The sequence below is a fragment of the Ferdinandcohnia salidurans genome (genome assembly GCF_042680725.1).
Taxonomy (GTDB): Bacteria; Bacillota; Bacilli; order Bacillales; family Bacillaceae_L; genus Ferdinandcohnia; species Ferdinandcohnia salidurans.
This window is the reverse complement of the sequence record NZ_JBHUEK010000005.1, coordinates 41,566-60,454: the sequence shown is the minus strand read 5'-3', so window position 1 is coordinate 60,454 and position 18,889 is coordinate 41,566. Positions and strand designations below refer to the sequence as shown.

General features: G+C 37.8%; 20 protein-coding genes and 1 other annotated feature. Of the genes, 6 read left to right on the top strand and 14 right to left on the bottom strand.

Annotated elements, in window-relative coordinates:
• Positions 1-12: 12 nt before the first annotated feature.
• The 6 genes from ACFSFW_RS02730 to ACFSFW_RS02705 all read right to left on the bottom strand — a co-directional run bounded on the left by ACFSFW_RS02730 (position 13) and on the right by ACFSFW_RS02705 (position 5,137).
• Complete coding sequence (locus ACFSFW_RS02730; RefSeq protein ID WP_388034988.1) at positions 13-699, bottom strand: LrgB family protein; 687 nt, start codon at positions 697-699, stop codon at positions 13-15.
• Positions 696-1,091: a CidA/LrgA family holin-like protein gene (locus tag ACFSFW_RS02725; protein WP_388034985.1), complete on the bottom strand. Its 396-nt coding sequence runs from the start codon at positions 1,089-1,091 to the stop codon at positions 696-698. The genes ACFSFW_RS02730 and ACFSFW_RS02725 overlap by 4 nt, the downstream gene beginning before the upstream one ends.
• Positions 1,092-1,107: 16 nt before the next feature.
• Complete coding sequence (gene thpR, locus ACFSFW_RS02720; RefSeq protein ID WP_388034982.1) at positions 1,108-1,677, bottom strand: RNA 2',3'-cyclic phosphodiesterase; 570 nt, start codon at positions 1,675-1,677, stop codon at positions 1,108-1,110.
• Positions 1,678-1,855: 178 nt separating this feature from the next.
• On the bottom strand, positions 1,856-3,265 hold the full coding sequence (pepV, locus tag ACFSFW_RS02715) for a dipeptidase PepV (RefSeq protein ID WP_388034979.1): 1,410 nt from the start codon (positions 3,263-3,265) through the stop codon (positions 1,856-1,858).
• 11 nt (positions 3,266-3,276) lie between these two features.
• On the bottom strand, positions 3,277-4,422 hold the full coding sequence (locus tag ACFSFW_RS02710; RefSeq protein WP_388034977.1) for an ABC transporter permease: 1,146 nt from the start codon (positions 4,420-4,422) through the stop codon (positions 3,277-3,279).
• The gene (locus ACFSFW_RS02705; protein ID WP_388034974.1) at positions 4,415-5,137 is read right to left on the bottom strand and encodes an ABC transporter ATP-binding protein; all 723 of its coding nucleotides are present in this window, start codon (positions 5,135-5,137) and stop codon (positions 4,415-4,417) included. Before ACFSFW_RS02705 ends, ACFSFW_RS02710 begins: the two co-directional genes overlap by 8 nt.
• Positions 5,138-5,498: 361 nt before the next feature.
• On the opposite strand from ACFSFW_RS02705, the gene ACFSFW_RS02700 reads away from it, so the two are divergent.
• Positions 5,499-5,717 carry a DeoR family transcriptional regulator gene (locus ACFSFW_RS02700; RefSeq protein ID WP_010678476.1) on the top strand — a complete coding sequence of 73 codons (219 nt, stop codon included), beginning with the start codon at positions 5,499-5,501 and terminating at the stop codon, positions 5,715-5,717.
• Positions 5,718-5,843: 126 nt separating this feature from the next.
• Here ACFSFW_RS02700 and ACFSFW_RS02695 read toward each other — a convergent pair whose 3' ends face one another.
• A complete protein-coding gene (locus ACFSFW_RS02695; protein WP_388034971.1) occupies positions 5,844-6,563 on the bottom strand; it encodes a pseudouridine synthase in 720 nt (239 codons plus the stop codon).
• Between the two features lie 129 nt (positions 6,564-6,692).
• On the opposite strand from ACFSFW_RS02695, the gene ACFSFW_RS02690 reads away from it, so the two are divergent.
• Positions 6,693-6,899, top strand: coding sequence for a hypothetical protein (locus ACFSFW_RS02690; RefSeq protein WP_388034969.1), 207 nt, complete (start codon positions 6,693-6,695; stop codon positions 6,897-6,899).
• 85 nt (positions 6,900-6,984) lie between these two features.
• Here ACFSFW_RS02690 and ACFSFW_RS02685 read toward each other — a convergent pair whose 3' ends face one another.
• Positions 6,985-8,613 carry a putative polysaccharide biosynthesis protein gene (locus ACFSFW_RS02685; RefSeq protein WP_304219276.1) on the bottom strand — a complete coding sequence of 543 codons (1,629 nt, stop codon included), beginning with the start codon at positions 8,611-8,613 and terminating at the stop codon, positions 6,985-6,987.
• Positions 8,614-8,841: 228 nt separating this feature from the next.
• Here ACFSFW_RS02685 and ACFSFW_RS02680 point away from each other — a divergent pair, with 228 nt between their 5' ends.
• Positions 8,842-9,234 carry a thiol-disulfide oxidoreductase DCC family protein gene (locus tag ACFSFW_RS02680; protein WP_388034966.1) on the top strand — a complete coding sequence of 131 codons (393 nt, stop codon included), beginning with the start codon at positions 8,842-8,844 and terminating at the stop codon, positions 9,232-9,234.
• Positions 9,235-9,286: 52 nt separating this feature from the next.
• Complete coding sequence (locus ACFSFW_RS02675; RefSeq protein ID WP_388034964.1) at positions 9,287-10,561, top strand: BaiN/RdsA family NAD(P)/FAD-dependent oxidoreductase; 1,275 nt, start codon at positions 9,287-9,289, stop codon at positions 10,559-10,561.
• Positions 10,562-10,593: 32 nt separating this feature from the next.
• Here ACFSFW_RS02675 and ACFSFW_RS02670 read toward each other — a convergent pair whose 3' ends face one another.
• The 4 genes from ACFSFW_RS02670 to ACFSFW_RS02655 form a co-directional block, all read right to left on the bottom strand.
• Entirely contained in the window at positions 10,594-10,779 is a 186-nt protein-coding gene (locus tag ACFSFW_RS02670; RefSeq protein WP_388034961.1) for a sporulation protein Cse60, read from the bottom strand.
• Positions 10,780-10,834: 55 nt separating this feature from the next.
• Complete coding sequence (locus tag ACFSFW_RS02665) at positions 10,835-11,395, bottom strand: hypothetical protein (RefSeq protein WP_388034959.1); 561 nt, start codon at positions 11,393-11,395, stop codon at positions 10,835-10,837.
• 70 nt (positions 11,396-11,465) lie between these two features.
• Positions 11,466-11,996 (bottom strand): hypothetical protein, encoded by a 531-nt coding sequence (locus ACFSFW_RS02660; RefSeq protein ID WP_388034956.1) that lies wholly within the window; start codon positions 11,994-11,996, stop codon positions 11,466-11,468.
• A gap of 194 nt (positions 11,997-12,190) precedes the next feature.
• Complete coding sequence (locus tag ACFSFW_RS02655) at positions 12,191-12,493, bottom strand: rhodanese-like domain-containing protein (protein WP_099351927.1); 303 nt, start codon at positions 12,491-12,493, stop codon at positions 12,191-12,193.
• A gap of 159 nt (positions 12,494-12,652) precedes the next feature.
• Between ACFSFW_RS02655 and ACFSFW_RS02650 the strand changes: the two genes are divergently transcribed.
• Positions 12,653-13,702, top strand: coding sequence for a M42 family metallopeptidase (locus tag ACFSFW_RS02650; protein WP_388034953.1), 1,050 nt, complete (start codon positions 12,653-12,655; stop codon positions 13,700-13,702).
• A gap of 69 nt (positions 13,703-13,771) precedes the next feature.
• Here ACFSFW_RS02650 and leuS read toward each other — a convergent pair whose 3' ends face one another.
• Positions 13,772-16,189 (bottom strand): leucine--tRNA ligase, encoded by a 2,418-nt coding sequence (leuS, locus tag ACFSFW_RS02645; RefSeq protein ID WP_388034951.1) that lies wholly within the window; start codon positions 16,187-16,189, stop codon positions 13,772-13,774.
• A gap of 69 nt (positions 16,190-16,258) precedes the next feature.
• Positions 16,259-16,492 (bottom strand) — a binding site (T-box leader).
• 413 nt (positions 16,493-16,905) lie between these two features.
• On the opposite strand from leuS, the gene ACFSFW_RS02640 reads away from it, so the two are divergent.
• On the top strand, positions 16,906-17,970 hold the full coding sequence (locus tag ACFSFW_RS02640; RefSeq protein WP_388034948.1) for a multicopper oxidase domain-containing protein: 1,065 nt from the start codon (positions 16,906-16,908) through the stop codon (positions 17,968-17,970).
• 133 nt (positions 17,971-18,103) lie between these two features.
• On the opposite strand, the gene ACFSFW_RS02635 is transcribed toward ACFSFW_RS02640, so the two are convergent.
• Positions 18,104-18,880, bottom strand: a complete 777-nt coding sequence (locus ACFSFW_RS02635; RefSeq protein ID WP_388034945.1) for a 3-hydroxybutyrate dehydrogenase — start codon at positions 18,878-18,880, stop codon at positions 18,104-18,106.
• Positions 18,881-18,889: the final 9 nt, after the last annotated feature.

Sequence of the window (18,889 nt, the reverse complement as noted above, 5' to 3'; positions counted from 1 at the left end):
CTTTACACCTCATTATAGAAAAAAAGAAAACAATACTGGCAATATGATCGATGTATAGACCGCACTTAAAATCATCGCAATCGAGCTTATGGCCCCTTGATTTGTTCCTATTTCCAATGCCCTTGCTGTACCAATTCCATGTGATGCTGTTCCAAAACCTAAACCAACACCAACAAAGTGATTGACCTTAACCATTTTTAAAAGAAGTGGACCAAACATAGCACCCGAAATTCCCGCAAACATCACATAAACGGCCGCCAATGCAGGAATTCCACCCGTCACACTTGCAATATCCATAGCAACCGGAGATGTCACTGATTTTGGAGCAAGAGAAAGGATGATATCTGAGTCGATTGCTAATACTTTTGAAAAATAAAGTCCTGTTATAATTCCTGTCGTTGAACCTACAAACACGCCAATGATAATCGGAATGAAAAATTCCTTTAACGATTTGCGATTTTGATACAAAGGATAGGCCAATGCCACCACTGCAGGTCCAAGTAGCTCATCTATCCATTTCCCACCCAACATATAAGTTTCATAAGGGATTGAGAAAAATAACAAGATAATAAGAATCACAAACGTAGTTGTTGCAATTGGAACTAGTAACGGGTGGGTATATCGCTTATACAGTCGTGTCATCAAAAGAAAAATAATGATCGTACAAACGATAGAGCTAATCGCATATAGAGTGTTCATGCTCCAAAACCCTCCCCAATATTCTTGCTTTGTTTCTGTTGTTTTCTAGCTGCTAATTTGTCACCAACTATACTTGATGTAAGCATAACTAGAAATGTACTTAACAACACAATGGCAACCGTAATAAAGCCCTTCCCTTTGAAAAAGGAAAGGTAATCTATAATCCCAACAGTTGCTGGCACAAAGAGCAGTGCCAAATACGCAAGTAAAAATTGTGCCCCTTCTCCTAGCCATTTTTCTTTAATGATGTTTGTTTGTAACAAGATAAATAACAAAATCATCCCAATAATACTACCTGGAATAGAAGTGTGTAAAAGACCTTGTATCAATGTTCCGACCCAATAAATCATATATAAAGTGGCGATTTGAAAACAAATCTTAACAAATCTCATGAAAAATTCCCCTTTTTTAGCTCAATGAAAATATCGATAACGGCTGATACTTCGGCGTTCGATTCAAGTGAGTTTGATATAGCACAAAATGCTCTGCTTTAAATAGTGATTGGTCTTCTTTTGGTTGTACGATTTCATTTAAATCATTTGTAGAAAAAGAATTTTCAGTTTTCCATTTTCTTGCCATTGTAATATGTGGAGTAAACTTTCGCTTATCCAGTGAAAAGCCCAAGTCCGTGCACGCTTGATAGATATCTTTTTGAAGAGCTCTTAAAGGTTCGCTTTCTTCTACTCCAGCCCATAAGATACGAGGAGAATCTGATTTACCAAACGTTCCTAGCCCATTTAGTCGAAGAGTAAAGTGTGGATGCTGCTTAGCGATTTCCGGCATTTCTTTTTTGATGGAAGTCAATTGTTTAAACGATGCCTGCCCCCCTAAAAAAGCAAGCGTAATGTGTAAATCCTCAGGATGAACCCATGACTTAAACGGTAGGCGTGGTTCAAGCATTTCGCGCCATTTAAACAAGAGCTCTTTTGTCTCTGGAGGAAGTGCAAGTGCAAGAAAGTAGTGAGTTTGATGCTCCATTTTAAAGCCCCTTTTTGACATAATTTATTTTATCCCGCATTAACGGGCAGTAAGACCCCAAGTTTCACTTTATCATTTTAGCAAACTTACGTATAAAGGGAAACTAGGGCCGATTCTATCGGCGTTAGCACTTAATCCCAATTTAAAAGCCCGCCAACAGGGCGGGCTTCTCGGCATCTTATTTAGCTAACTCATAAATCGCTTGAGCATAAATTGCAGTTGCCTTAACTAAGTCCTCTACTAAAATACATTCATCTTTTTGGTGGGCAACATCTGGGCGACCTGGGAACAATGGTCCGAATGCCACACCCGCTTCTAATGACCTTGCATATGTTCCTCCACCAATTGAAACCAAAGTGGCCTCTTCACCAGTTTGTTCCTCATAGACTTTTTGAAGAGTTTGAATTAATGGATGATTCTTGTCAACATGGTGTGGTGAAGAATTACTGTACTTCGTAAGCTCAAATCCGACCTTCTCACATACTTCCTCAAGTTTCTTCTTCGTTCCGTCCATATCATTTGTTACAGGGTAACGTAAATTTAATCCGAGTCTTCCACCGTTCACTGAAGAATAGGAAAGCTTTCCAACATTAATGGTTAGATCACCTGTGATGTCATCACTATAAGCAACACCTAGACTTCTTCCTCTTGAATCACCAACGAAATATTCATTTATGAATTTTACATATTGCGTAGCTTGTTCATCTAATGAATATCTTTGTAAAAAGGTGGCCAAATAGAAGCCCGCATTTTTCCCATGGTCTGGCTCCATCCCGTGAGCAGACACACCTTCAAGCTGAAAAATGACGGTATCTTCATCACAAATGCCACGACCTTCTAATGTGTTTTTATGTAAAAATTCTTGAAAATCATTCACCATTTCTTGAAGATTTGCTTTCCCTTCAAGCTTAGCCTCTGCAAAATCAGGAACCATGTTGTAGCGTCGCCCTGAACTGAATGACTCTAAGCGAAGCTCACCACCAGAAGCTTGACCCGGTTTTTGAACCAAATCAAAATCGGCGATTCCTTTTTCAGCATAAATAATCGGGAAGTCCGCATCTGGTGCAAAGCCCATTGTCGGCATTTCTTCGTGCTTAAAATAATGGTCGACACAGCGCCAATCACTTTCTTCATCCGTTCCAATGATCATTCGGACACGCTTAGAAAGTGGCAAATTCAATTCCTTTACTATTTTCATCGCGTAATATGCAGCCATTGTTGGACCTTTATCATCAAGTGAGCCCCTTGCAATTATTTTTCCGTCATGAATTTCTGCCCCAAACGGATCACTAGACCATCCATCCCCTTCTGGTACAACATCGATATGGCATAAGATACCAACCAAATCATTTCCAGAACCCATTTCGAGATGTCCTGCGTAGCCATCAAGGTTTTTAGCACTAAAGCCTTCCGCACTGCCTTTGTCTAATAAATAGTGTAATGCCTCATCAATTCCCGCTCCAAACGGTGCAGTTGGTGTTCCATTTTCTTCATCAAGGACACTTTTTATTCTCAAAAAATCTTGCGTATCTTTAATCATTTGGTCTTTGCGTTTTATTACTTCTTCAAGCCAGTTAATCTGTTCCATCCTAATTCTCCTTACACTATGATCAAAATTAGTATTAATCCTACAATTGATATTACAGGAAGCGATAGTAAATTCACAATATAGTGTTCCGCCTGTGTACGAATAATATCATCTTTTCTAACATTGACAATAAAGTGATTGGACATGGCCCGCTTATATACAATCTTTATCCACATTCTTAGTAAGATAATATAGCCCAAAAAGATTATACTTTTGATCCAAATTGGGGGGATGACAATCAAGGCTACCGTCGTGATACTTGAGATTTGTAAACATTGAAACAAATAGGTTTTGTTCCTAAAAAACGCTTTTATAAATAATTCTTGCAAGCTTCTCTGACGATTACGCTTTTTATAAATTCGTTTTGAGTTCCGATAAAAAAATGGGCTTCGCTTCTTTTGATTTGGTGTTTTTTCTACATATTCGGAAAAAACAAAGATACTCCTAACATACTTCAGCTTCAGCATTTTCTCTAGGTCAACATCCTTAGAAAAGGTCGTAAGCTTGTCTATCCTTTTCGAAGAATTCATCCAGAATAAGAACCATTGAATTAGGCCCATCATTAATAATAGTAAAGCAAACTGTTCAAGTGCCCAAGTTACAAATGAAGATGTGAAAGCACCTAATGCAATGAATAGTAAAACTATAAAAAAGCCTTTTTTCCATGGCGAAACGATATCGTCCAGGGATTGCTTCCATCCAAGGACTAGAGCTTTTAGGCTGATAAAATAAAAGGTAACGCTAAGGATATCTAACCAGGATAGGTTGTAATGTTTAAATAAAAATGGAGCTAATATCCCTATAAGAATAAGTACACCTACACTATAGCCAAGAACATATAGATTACGTGTCGACTTTTTCAAAGCTACTACAAGGTAGCGTTTTTGAAGTAAAAATAATTGGTCTGCTTCTTCCAAAAATGTCCGGATCCGTCCTTCCCAGCAAAAAAAGTAAAGCAAAATAAATAGAAAGGAAAGTGGGAAACCATTAACCCAGCTTGGAATTTCAGACCACCATATATAATAATGGTAGCCCCCTATCGCAAGGGCAGGAATGAATAAATAGAGGAAAATGGTCCAATCTACTACACTTTTAAATACACCCCATTGATACCCAATCTCTTTACGAAGACGAGTTCTAAATAGACTTTTATTCATTCGACGTTTCACCTTGTACAATTTGGTTAAAACACTGTAAAAGTGCAGCCTCAGGAAGTTTTGCTTCTGCTCGAATGTTTTCAAGATTGCCCTCGGCCTTAAGCCTCCCACTCGCTACCAATAGGAAACGATCACATACCTTTTCCGCAGTATCTAATACATGTGTACACATCAGAATTCCTGCCCCACGTTTTTTCTCAGCATCAATTAGCGTTAAAAAGTCCTGCATCGCCATTGGATCTAATCCGACAAACGGTTCATCAATTATATAAATATCCGGTTTTATTAGAAAAGCCGTTATGAGCATAACCTTTTGCTGCATCCCTTTTGAGAAAGTACTTGGAAGCTTATGTATCACTTTTTCCATATGGAAGAGATTCACTAGTTTCATCGCCGTTTCATTAAACTGTGAGTCTTCAATCTCCATCACACCCGCCGCAAGATCGAGATGTTCCCATAATGTCAATTCATCATAAAAAACCGGACGTTCCGGAATATAAGCATATGTATGGTTATTGATAAAATCAATCTTGCTATTCGTATTTTCCAATAATCCGAGAATTGTTTTGATCGTTGTACTTTTACCTGCACCATTAGGCCCTATAAGCCCAACGATTTCACCTCGGTTGATTGAAAAAGAAAGATTTTCTACAATCTTATTATTCTCTTCATAGCCCGAATCCTGTATCGATACTTCCAATAATGTCTGTTCCATTCACAACCCCTCCACCATTACATACGAAAATCCTGAGAAAAAGTTTCCTTATTTTGGACGACCTTTACCAAACTGTAATTAAAATGTAAAAAACAGAATAGTAGAAATAATTTATGATAATAATAGAAGTAAAATGTAAATTCTTGAAAAATTTTGTGGAAATAGTCATACTATTCAGTTACAACTATATATATATAGCAAACGCACCTGTAAAGAGAAGAGGTGATAAAAGGACATATATATAAGATTGTTTGTTTAAAATATGAATACTTCATACCAATTGATATTTTTGAAAAGCGATTTGATTAATAGGAAGACTGAGGCATGTCTGGCATGTACAAAAATGATAAGGAGTGGTTTTTTGAAGCCTTCAACAAACCGTATGTTAACTCGTATCAAATCAGTCTACATGTTTATTAACGAAAAAGGGACTGTAACAACACAGGAGCTTGTGGATGAATTTGGAATAACATCAAGAACCATTCAGCGTGATTTGAATGTGTTAGCATATAATGATTTGGTTCGCAGCCCTAGCCGAGGAAAATGGACAATCACAAAAAAGAAAGTCAAAATATCTTAGCAACCAATTATAAGGGGCGCTTGAAGAAGGTAGCAAATAACTTCACACTAGAAAGCCTATTCATACAGATACATACATAGAAACTATATTTGCAATGATAAAGGGCTGTCTTAATGACAGCCCTTGTTAATTTTTCGTATAGTTTTTTAATTGCAATACCTCATCATCTGTTAACTCACGATATTCCCCTAACTCGAGGGACTCATCTAGTGGTAACGGCCCCATTTTAACCCTTTTCAAATAGATGACTCGCTTCCCGACCGACTCAAACATTCGCTTTACTTGATGGAACTTTCCTTCTTCAATGATTACTTCGATTTCAGAGCGCAATCCACTGCTAATGATTTTTAGTTCTGCTGGCATTGTTTCATATCCATCATCAAGCGTAACCCCGTTTCGAAATGCCTCCACATCCTCTTGAGTTACTTCACCTTCAATAATGGCAATATAGGTTTTGGGCACATGTTTTTTTGGTGAAAGCAATTGATGTGCAAGCTGACCGTCATTAGTTAACATCAATAAACCTTCTGTATCCTTATCCAAACGTCCGACTGGAAAAGGATTGTAGACCGTATCTTCCATTTCTAATAAATCAAGAACAGTGTCATGAAGATGATCCTCAGTTGCCGATATAACACCCTGAGGTTTATTTAGCATTAAATAAATGAATTCCTTGTATTCGATTATTTCACCATGAACGGTGACTGAATCTGATTCTACATTTACATGCTTACTAGAATCTTTGATAGCTACTCCATTTATTTGAACAGCTCCTGATTTTAATAGGCTTTTAACTTCTTTCCTACTTCCAAATCCTCGATTGGCAAGTAATTTATCAATTCGCAATTCAAATACCTCCTTTTTACTCCGCGAATACCCATTCTTTATTAGAATGGGCGTTTTATTCATTGCACAAACGCCCTTCATACATACACTGTTATTGTATTTTTATAAAGAAAAAGGAGCGATACCACTATGTATTATTATGATTATCGTCAACAACCTCAGGGCTTCTTCCCAGGAATGCCTGGATTTCCAGGTGGAGGCGGAGGCGGAAACGTAGATCGTCGTCTCGACCGTCTTGAGCGCCAAGTCCAAAGACTAGAAAATCAGATCGACCGTTTAGACCGCCGTATAGACCGCATTGAGCGTCGTCTAGGCATTGGAACTTTCCAAGGCTAGGCCATTGTAAGATCCTTCTAACCCGGAAAAAATGGAGTTCCTCTCACACAAATCGAATAGTTATATTCGAAAAAAAGGCTGTCACTTACTGAACAGCCTTTTTTCTATCTCTTGATAAAAATGCAAATCGATTGCCGAGAAGGACCTCCAATAGTCGTGAACGATAGGCTAAAAATAGGTAAACAGCAGCGCCAACTACAACCCCAACTAAGAGCACGAAGACTGACTGCACCCTACCATTTTCAAATCCGACAACAAAAGATAATAACCATCCGACTAAAAATATAGCCAATGCCATAACCGTTGCGAAAATAGCCATTAATAACGACCTTCTTGCAAACATTGAGTATTTATATCCTGCATGCCTTGCAATCATCCAGAAACAATATAAAATGGCTACCGTGTATCCTAAGGCAGTTGAAAGAATAGAACCAATCTCACCAAACCAAGAGATAAACGGACCATTAAAACTTATTTTAAGAATTAGCCCCATAAACAAACTTACCACTGCAAACTTTTGCTTATTAATTCCTTGTAGAATGGCAGCTGAAATCGAATAGAAAGAAAATAGAATTGCGACAGGTGCATACCATCTTAAAATTCGACCGCCAGCTTCACTCATTTCAAAAAATGCATTAAAGGCTGGATAGGCTAATACTGATAAACCAACAACCGCTGGTAATACTAACAGCACACAAATTTGAAAGGTCTTATCAATTTGACTTCTAAGTAAACTAAAGTCCCCTGATGTAAACGACTTTGTAATCGTTGGTACAAGCGTTAGACTAAATGCAGTCGCTAAAGACACAGGAATCATAACCAATTTTGGAACCATAAAGGTGACATATGAGAATAATCCTTCAGATATATCTTTATCGACTCCGTTGCTCATCATTGTTTTGTTAAACGTAAGTTGGTCAACATATTGATAAAGCGGAATCGCAAGTCCTACAATGACAAAAGGTCCCGCATAGGAAAACAGCTCCCTAAACATCTCCTTTGTTGTCATATCTGTTTGTGGTTTACTTTTCGCGAGCATTTCCTCTAAGTATGGTTTTCGCTTAAACCAATACCATAGGAGGACTGCCAATCCACCAAGCGCCCCAATAAAGGCACCAAATGTAGCTAAGCCAACAGCAAATACTCTCTCTCCATCGATTATCTTCATTACAATAAAAGTTGCTGCAAGAACAAAGGAAATACGGACAATTTGTTCCACAACCTGTGAAACAGCAGTTGGTCCCATTGATTGGTGACCTTGGAAGAATCCTCGTTGAATACTCATAATCGGAACAACAAGTAGTGCAAAGCTTACCATTCGTATCACGAATGTAACATCTTCAACCGTATTTCCTGCATCTCCCCCACCAAGAACAATTGGCGCAAGAATGGGTGCAATTAAGTTAAGGATTGTAAAACCGACTAAACCTGTAAGCCCCATTACGATTAGTCCAGACTTATACATCCTCATCCCGGTATGATAATCGCCTAATGAGTTATATTTCGAAACAAATTTAGAAACAGCAGCTGGAATTCCCGCTGTTGATATAAATAAAAATATTGTATATTGTGCATACCCATAAGAATAAAGGGCAGATCCAAGGCTTCCAACTAAATAAACAAAAGGAAACACATAGATCATTCCAAGTACTCGAGAAATATATGTAGCAAGGGTTAAAACAAACGTCCCACGCAATAGTTTCGAATCTGACATATAAAATCCCCAATCTATATATTTGAAGACTAACTAATCAATTTTATCATACTTATAAAAATTATTAACCTATAATTATTTGTCTGTTTCTTGACTTATTAGCTTCTTTAGCTTTGTCATGTATAGTTTAGACTTGTTAGTTTTTAATTTCAACGTTATTCTATGATTCAACATTTCATCAATCCCATGATATGATGTAATAAGGAAAGCATGGGAGTGTGGAAAGCCATGAAAGAGATTATTTTGTTTGATGGCGTTTGTACGTTTTGCAACAGCAGTGTCCAATTTATCCTTAAAAGAGATTTGAAACAACGTTATCTTTTTGCATCCCTTCAAAGTGAAGTGGGAAAAGACCTGTTGAAAACACATGGTATATCCGAAAACATAAATAGTTTCGTATTAATTGAAGGTGAGCGTTATTTTACAAAATCAAGTGCTGCACTTAGGGTCTGCCGAAATCTCAAAGGCCAATATCGTTTTCTTTCGATTTTTAGATTTGTGCCAGCACCTATCAGGGATATATTTTATCATGTAATTGCCAATAATCGTTATAAATGGTTTGGAAAACAGGAAAGCTGTATGCTTCCTTCTCCAGAGGACCGCCAACGATTTTTAGATTAACTTAATCCAACTTGGTACGCCAAGGCGTATTTGATTATAAGGAGTGTTCTATTTGCAGTATGATGTAATTGTAATTGGAGGGGGACCTTCAGGCTTAATGGCTGCGATTGCTGCTGGAGAGCAAGGAGCAAAGGTTCTCCTTTTAGATAAAGGGAACAAGCTTGGGAGAAAGCTTGCAATTTCAGGTGGAGGACGTTGCAATGTCACTAACCGACTCCCCATAGAAGAAATCATCAAACATATCCCAGGTAATGGCAGATTTTTATATAGCGCGTTCTCTGTATTTAATAACGAAGATATTATCGCGTTTTTTGAGAAATTAGGGATACAACTAAAAGAAGAAGACCATGGCAGGATGTTTCCAACGACAAATAAAGCCCAGTCTGTCGTCGATGCCCTATTAAATCAACTTGAGTCTTTACACGTTCATATCCAAACAGACACACCCGTTGCTAAGCTCGAATATAGAGATGGTCGGGTCGCAGGTGTACACTTAAAAAACGGTGAATACCTAGAAGCAAGTTGTGTCGTTGTCGCTGTCGGTGGTAAATCTGTACCACAAACAGGTTCGACTGGGGATGGATATGCATGGGCAAAGGCTGCCGGTCATACAATCACAGACCTATTCCCTACCGAAGTTCCGGTAACATCTAACGAAGATTTTATTAAAAATAAATCCCTACAAGGACTAGCATTACGAGATGTTGCTGTTAGTGTCCTGAACCCTAAAGGTAAGACGGTAATTACCCATCAAATGGACATGTTGTTTACTCATTTCGGAATTTCGGGACCGGCCGTTTTACGCTGTAGCCAGTTTGTTGTAAAGACGATGAAAAAGTTTAAAGTAGACGATGTAGTCATTAGTATTGATGCGCTTCCTACGATGAACGAAGAGCAAATTTTTCAGCAGATATTGAAACTAGTGAAAGAAGAGCCTAAGAAGGCTTTAAAAAATATCTTAAAAGGATTTTTACCAGAAAGATATTTACTCTTTTTATTAGAAAGAAATGAGATTGACCCTCAGGTTACATTTGCAAACTTGCCTCATGATCGGATTCGTGCATTTGCTAAGGATTGTAAACAATTTCAATTCACAGTAAATGGCACCTTACCAATTGAGAAAGCATTTGTAACTGGTGGTGGTGTTTCAATCAAAGAGATTCATCCAAAGGAAATGGAATCAAAACTCATGAAGGGACTCTTTTTCTGTGGAGAAATTCTTGATATCCACGGATATACGGGTGGCTACAATATAACATCAGCTCTTGTCACGGGAAGATTAGCAGGCGATAACGCAGGGAAACAAGCATCAGCCATACGAAATTAAAGCAGAGCCTAACTCACTCTAGTTATTGTGGGTTAGGCTCTATATATGACCATCGCAGAAAAACAAAAGATTTGGTCATCCTCTTGATCGCAAGAAATGCCGACCTGGAATTTGATATCAATAATATCTCCTTCGCCAATCTGTTCTAAAAAGCGGTTCATCTTATGCTCGAGGTCCTCTTCATGTTCTTCATCAAAAACCTTAACCTTCAAAGCCATAAACTCCACCTCCAACACTAGTATTGACAGAGTTTTAGACTTATAAGCTTACAAATTAAGATTTTTTCATTCTTTTACGGAATAAGAATCCTATAACGAGAAAAATGACACTGATGGCAAGATACAAAGATAGATTCGAATTTCCTAGTTCATCTTGTAAATCCACTTGTTCGGTGGGTGCTTTCCCCTGGCCAAGAATCGCCAAATCTTCCCCTGCTTCAGATAATAACGCTGTCCTCTCGCATAATCCTGTTTCTAAATGATCGTTTTCCCCATAGGCATAGACAATATATTCCTTATCTAATTCAAATTCGTACCCACAGCTTGCACTAGATCTTGCAGCGCTTACAATAACTTGAGAGGTCTCAACACCTTTCCAACTTTCATTGACTTCAAACAACACCTCAATAGGATCGGCACTTGATTGAATATACGAACGTTTATTTTCATCCTCCATTTTAATGACCTTTCCAGAGAATACGGCCGTTTTTCTATTTAACTCATCCTTTACAGATTCAGGATAGGCACATGAACATGCAGATGCTTGACGTGGGAATAACCCAATAAAAATCAGAAAAAGTAACACTATAACGAGTATCCCTTTTGTATATTTCATTTCGTAGACCCCCTTTTAAATATAGTCGAAAAAAGGAAGGCAAGAGTTGCAAATAACTCCAAGTTTTAGATTAGCTCATTTCCTTTCTTGCAAACAGTCCTGTAAATAAAAAACAGGTGATGAATGCGACAAGGGTTACGGTGATGGCCATGACGAGTCCGATGAATGCCATAAAGGTATCGTCTCCTGGAAATTGTGGTTCAAGAGTGACAATCATATAAGCGAAAACAAGTGTAAGGATTAAATAAAAACTACTGCCTAGAAACCCTCTTAGTAAACGCCCCTTTTTATCACCTTTCCAGGCATTCAAAAGTATAATCCATGCAACCAGACTTACTAGAACAGCCCCCACCATAATAAATAAATGGATGTAAGGGATCATCAGGAAGCTCAGTCCATAGAGTATTAATAAAGTTAAGCCAAATAAAATGGCATTCAAAACAAATAGAAATAACCCACTAAGCCATGGATTTTGGAACCAATTATAGCTTGATAGTTTTTTTACTATACGATTATTGGTACCTATGTAATTCACAAGTTTGTTTTGATAAATTCCCAAAACAACGACTAATAAGATACCAAGCAATAAAAAAAGTGTCATTTCTTCCCCTCCAAATGTTATTATTTTAATTCTAAACATATTTTTATCGTTTTTCAATAAATTATTACCGTTATTTACTATTTTCTTATTGTTTCAGCAAAATAAAAACGTGAATTCTATATGAATTCACGTTAATTACTTATTTGAATGTAATTTTTATAACTTTTTATCAGGAATACAGGTAGTCCTTCCTTTTATCGCTTCGTTTCTCCTGTCCAATTCATCATTCCACCGACCATGTTTCGGACTTTATACCCTTGGTCATCGAGATATGCACAAACATTAAAGCTTCTACCACCAGAGCGGCAAATAATGATGTATTCAGTATCTTTATCAAAAAACCCTAGATTTTCCGGAATTTCTCCCATTTTAATATGCTTTGCTCCAGGGATCATTCCCTCTGCTACTTCTTCATCTTCACGAACATCAACAAGCTCTAACTTCTCACCTGCTTCAAGCTTTTGTTTCAGTTCTTCGGTTGTTATTTCTTCAATCATTAGGTCCCATCCTTTCACTTTCTATCTCGACCATTATAGCAAACCGAAAATACGGATTACAATTTTCAAAAACTGAAGTTTTCCATATTCTTGAAAACTAGAATTTCTTTTTAAAAAAGAGTATGCTATAACTAGCTTAAAATCAAGGGGGAAAAGAAGTTGACTTATCCAAATACAGACGAAACCATTCAACTTATTAAAGAGCTTGTTTCGATTCCAAGTCCATCTGGAAACACAAGCGAAGTGATCACTTTCGTAGAAAAGCTTCTAAAAGAGGAAAATGTAGATACATATCGAAACCGAAAAGGCGGGCTAATCGCTACTATTCCCGGAAAAGACACACAAAAACATCGTATGCTCACAGCCCATGTAGACACATTGGGGGCTATTGTAAAAGAAATTAAACCAAGTGGTCGATTAAAACTTGATCTAATTGGTGGATTTAAATACAACTCGATTGAAGGGGAATACTGCCGAATCGAAACTTCAACTGGCAAATTTTATACAGGAACTATTTTAATGCATCAGCAATCTGTACACGTATACAAGGATGCAGGTAAAGCTGAACGTAACCAAGAAAATATGGAAGTCCGGATTGACGAGAAAGTAAAAAATGCGGATGAAGTTAGAGCTCTTGGTATTGAAATTGGCGATTTTGTTTCCTTTGACCCACGTGTGGAAGTTACAGCTAATGGCTTTATAAAGTCTCGCCATCTGGATGATAAAGCAAGTGTTGGTATCCTGCTTCAATTGATTAAACAAATCAAGTCAGAGAATATTGAACTCCCGTATACAACACATTTTCTTATTTCAAATAACGAAGAAATCGGCTATGGAGGAAACTCTAATATCACACCTGAAACAGTAGAGTACTTAGCCGTAGATATGGGGGCAATGGGAGACGGTCAATCAACCGATGAATATACAGTTTCCATTTGTGTGAAGGATGCTAGTGGACCTTATCATTATGCTTTCCGAAAAAAACTTGTCCAACTTGCTGAAAAACATGAAATCGGGTATAAGCTTGATATTTATCCATACTATGGATCTGATGCATCTGCAGCTATTCGTTCCGGACATGATATTATCCATGGATTAATTGGACCTGGAATCGACTCTTCTCACGCATTTGAGCGAACACATAAAGATTCAATTGAAAACACTACAAAGCTACTCTATAACTATCTACAATCTGAAATGGTTGAGTAAATGGTAAAGCAGCCATTAGTGGTATCCTTTTACATGTTAAAAGCCCTCCAATTGGAGGGCTTTTTGCTATTAGTTAGCTACAATATTTACAAGCTTACCTGGTACCGCAATAACTTTGCGAACCGTTTTTCCTTCGATTTGTTCCTTAACTGGGTCTGCCCCCATCGCAATTTGCTCAAGTACTTCTTTAGAAGCATCTGCAGGAACATGAAGCTTTGCTTTTACTTTTCCATTCACTTGAATAACAATCTCAATTTCAGCTTCAACTAATTTTGCTTCATCAAATGCTGGCCATGATTCATAAGCAATAGATCCTGTATTTCCAAGTTTCTCCCAAAGCTCTTCAGCCAAGTGAGGAGCAACTGGAGAAAGAAGTTTTACAAAGCCTTCTATAAACGGCTTAGGCAATTCAGTTGCTTTGTATGCATCATTGATGAATACCATCAATTGTGAAATTGCCGTATTAAAATGTAATGCTTCATAGTCCTCTGTTACCTTTTTCACTGTTTGGTGATACACACGTTCAAGTGTAGTATCATTTGAATCAGCTTTCACTTTGGAAGATAGGCTACCATTTTCTTCGACAAGTAAACGCCAGATTCGATCTAAGAAACGACGAGAACCATCTAGGCCGTTTGTTGACCAAGCAATGGAAGCATCCAATGGTCCCATGAACATTTCGTATAAACGAAGAGTGTCTGCTCCATGAGATTCAATGATGTCATCAGGGTTTACAACATTTCCTTTTGACTTACTCATTTTTTCGTTACCTTCACCAAGAATCATACCTTGGTTGAATAGCTTTTGGAATGGTTCTTTCGTTGTAACAACACCGATATCATATAAAACTTTATGCCAGAATCTCGCATAAAGTAAGTGAAGTACTGCATGTTCTGCTCCACCAATATATATATCAACTGGCAACCATTCTTTTAATTTTTCCGGATCTGCGATTGCTTGATCATTGTGTGGATCAATATAGCGTAAGTAGTACCAACAGCTACCTGCCCATTGTGGCATTGTGTTTGTTTCACGACGGCCTTTTTTGCCAGTCTTTTCATCAACGACATTTACCCACTCTGAGATATTTGCAAGTGGTGATTCACCAGTTCCGGAAGGTTTGATTTCCTTCGTTTTTGGAAGTACAAGCGGAAGTTCTTCCTCTGGAACAGTAGTCATTGTTCCATCTTCCCATTGAATGACTGGAATTGGTTCACCCCAATAACGCTGGCGGCTAAATAACCAATCACGTAACTTATAGGTAATTTCCTTTTTACCTAACTTATTTTCTTCAAGCCATGCAATCATTTTTGTAATGGCTTCTTCTTTATTTAATCCATTTAGGAAATCTGAATTAACATGCTCACCGTCACCAGTATATGCTTCTTTGGAAACATCACCGCCAGCAACGACTTCTATAATCGGCAATTCAAATTTTTGTGCAAATTCATAGTCACGCTCATCATGTGCTGGAACTGCCATAATGGCTCCTGTTCCATAACTCATTAGAACATAATCGGCAATCCAGATTGGCATTTTTTCTTGGTTTACAGGGTTAACGGCATATGCACCTGTGAATACACCTGTTTTATCTTTTGCTAAGTCTGTACGCTCTAAATCACTCTTACTCTTGATTTTATCTAGGTAGGCATTGACTGCTTCTTTTTGTTCAGGAGTCGTGATTTTATCAACAAATGGATGCTCTGGCGCAAGTACTGCATAAGTAGCACCAAATAAAGTGTCTGGACGAGTTGTGAACACGGTAAATGTTTCCTCATGTCCATCAATGTTAAAGGTTACATGCGCTCCCTCTGAACGGCCAATCCAGTTACGCTGCATTTCTTTTAAACTGTCTGGCCAATCAAGCTCATCTAAATCCTGTAGTAAACGTTCTGCATATTCAGTAATTTTTAATACCCATTGTCTCATTGGGCGTCTTTCAACAGGATGGCCACCACGTTCACTTTTCCCATCGATTACTTCTTCGTTTGCAAGTACAGTTCCTAACGCAGGGCACCAGTTAACAGGAATTTCATCTACATATGCTAAACCTTTTTCAAAAAGCTTTGTGAAAATCCATTGTGTCCATTTATAGTAATTAGGATCTGTTGTGTTAATTTCACGATCCCAATCATATGAAAATCCAAGTTCTTTAATTTGTCGGCGGAAGGTATTGATATTTTTTTCTGTGAACTCAGCAGGGTCGTTTCCAGTATCTAATGCATATTGTTCAGCTGGCAAACCGAATGCATCCCATCCCATTGGATGAAGAACATTGTATCCTTGCATACGCTTCATTCTTGCTAAAATATCAGTAGCCGTATAGCCTTCAGGGTGGCCAACATGCAGTCCCGCTCCAGAAGGATATGGGAACATGTCTAACGCATAGAATTTACGCTTTCCTTCGTCTTCAGTTGTCTTAAATGTTTTGTTCTGTTCCCAGTACTGCTGCCATTTTTTCTCGATCTTTTGGTGATTAAAACTCATAAGACTTCCTCCTTAATCAGTTACAAATGCTAAAAAATCCTCTAAAAAAAACAAAAAACCCCTAATCCCAAAAGGGACGAGAGGATATGTATTCTTCCCGCGGTACCACCCACATTAGTGACAAATTGTGCACTCACTTCATTCACCCTTAACGCGGATCATACGACAAGCACTAATTTGCACATTTGCAGTTCATGCTTATTGCTCAAAGGCGAGTTCATGTTCATCAACGATTGACTTGCACCACCCGTCAACTCTCTAACACGTGTGTAGAACATTACTACTCCTTTTCAACGCTTCATTAATTTTTGATTATATTCAGTATTGTATAGAATTTATATAAGAACTGCAAGTGAAATAGGAAAAATTGGGCTTTTCCTCCATCATTTTACCCACTATATTTTTTCCTAAACGTATTCAGTTACGATTTTGGTTTATTAATATAGCTGATTTTAACATCAGAAAACGGGTTATTAGGACAACCATTCCCTAGGGGTAAAAATGGCCAGATATGTGAAGGAATTTTGACTAAAAACACCGTTTCGAAAGCGTTTAAACCCTTATCACTATTGGAACGATGTTTATATGCTCACCATTTCACAAACTGTCCACAGATTAAGTCAAAATGCGTGATTAAAATCACGTTTTCAGATATGCCCTCCGAATATGATAAGGGTGTAGAAAGCAAATACCAAATATCCAAGGGGGTATTATTCATGAACACAAAAATTAAATTGTTGGTTGCATCAATAGTTGGAACTTCAATCATTTTATCTGGATGTGGTAGTAATCAAGAGGCTGTGAAGGAGGAGAAAGTAGAAGCACAAACAGCTGGTTCTGAGTCTGGCCAAGGAGAAGTAATTGCTCCTCACAAAGACCTTAACCAAGAACCTGTACCATTAAAAGTAGAAAGGGTTTCTGAAAATGTAGTAAACGTTGAAATGACAGCGCAAATTACAGATATTGAAATTGACAAAGGGTATATCTATAAGGCGTGGACATTTAATGGTGAAGCCCCAGGACCTGTCGTTATTGTTAATCAAGGTGATACGATTAACTTTACCCTAAAAAATATGGACCCTGCAATTCCACACAGCATGGATTTTCATGCCGTACATGCAGCACCTTCAAAAGATTTCATTGATGTTATGCCAGATGAAACGGGATCATTCTCATATCCAGCGAATAAGCCAGGAGTATTTATGTATCACTGTGGAACTGCACCGGTTTTATCACATATCGCAAACGGAATGCACGGTACAATTATTGTTAAACCAAAAGATGGGTATCCAACAGATAATGAGATTGATAGAGAATACCTTATCATCCAAAACGAATGGTATAAATACAACGATTTAAATGATATGACAAATGGAGTTCCTAGCCAAGTTGTTTTCTCTACAAAGGCCCTTAAAGATGGTGACTTAAATACAAACGGAGACACTTTCTCTTTAAAAGAAACTCCACTTCTTGCTAAAGTTGGCGATCGTGTAAGATTTTATGTAAACAATGTTGGTCCAAATGAAGTGAGTTCTTTCCACGTAGTGGGTACAATATTTGATGATGTATATATCGATGGTAACCCATACAACCACATGCAAGGTCTACAAACTGTTATGCTTCCAGCTAGCGGTGGAGCTGTTGTTGAATTTACGGTTACAAAAGAAGGAACCTACTCAATCGTAACTCACCAATTTAACCATGCACAAAAAGGTGCAGTTGCATTATTAAAAGTAACAGCAGATGGAACAGATGACGGTAGTGAAACTGTCGGACATTAAAAAAAGACCCTATAAAAAAGGACACTAGTGGCACCCTTTTATAAGGTCAACAAAAATTCGCTAAATAAATTTTACCATAAAAATAGAAAAATAGCAGAAAAAGAATCTCAGAATATGAGATTCTTTTTCACTTTTATTGAGCTGTATAGCCCCCATCAATTACACATGCCTGACCTGTTATTCCTCTTCCATGTTCACTTGCTAAAAACATAACGTAATTTGCAATTTCCTCAACCTCTAAAAGGCGCTTCTGTGGAACAAGAGGATAAATAACCTCCTCCAAAACCTTTTCTAGATCCACTTTTCGTGTTTTGGCTAGGTCTGCAAGTTGATTTCTTACAAGTGGTGTATCGACGTAGCCAGGACATATTGCATTCACTGTAATTCCGTGTTCTGCTCCTTCTAATGCAGCAACCTTTGTTAAACCAATAACACCATGCTTTGCGCTATTATAAGCAGCTTTACCAGCAAAACCGATTAAACCATTAATGGAAGCCATGTTAATAATCCGTCCAAACTTTTGTTGTTTCATAATCGGAAACACATGCTTGATTGCCACAAATGGGGCAGTAAGCATAACGGACAATAATAATTCAAATTTTTCTTTTGGAAATTCTTCGATTGGAGACACATACTGCAACCCTGCATTGTTGATTAGGCAATCAATTCTCCCGTATGTTGAAACCGTACTATTAATCATCTCAATAATTTCTAGTTCATTGGTGACATTACATTTTAAACCACTCGCATCATAGCCAGAATCCTGAAGCTCTGATGCAGATTTTTTTACTGCCGACTCATCTATATCCGTTAATACAACACGTGCGCCATTCTTAGCAAAGGTTTTCCCCATTTCAAATCCAATCCCTTGTGCTGCACCGGTAATTAAGATAACCTGATTTGTAAACATGACGTCCTC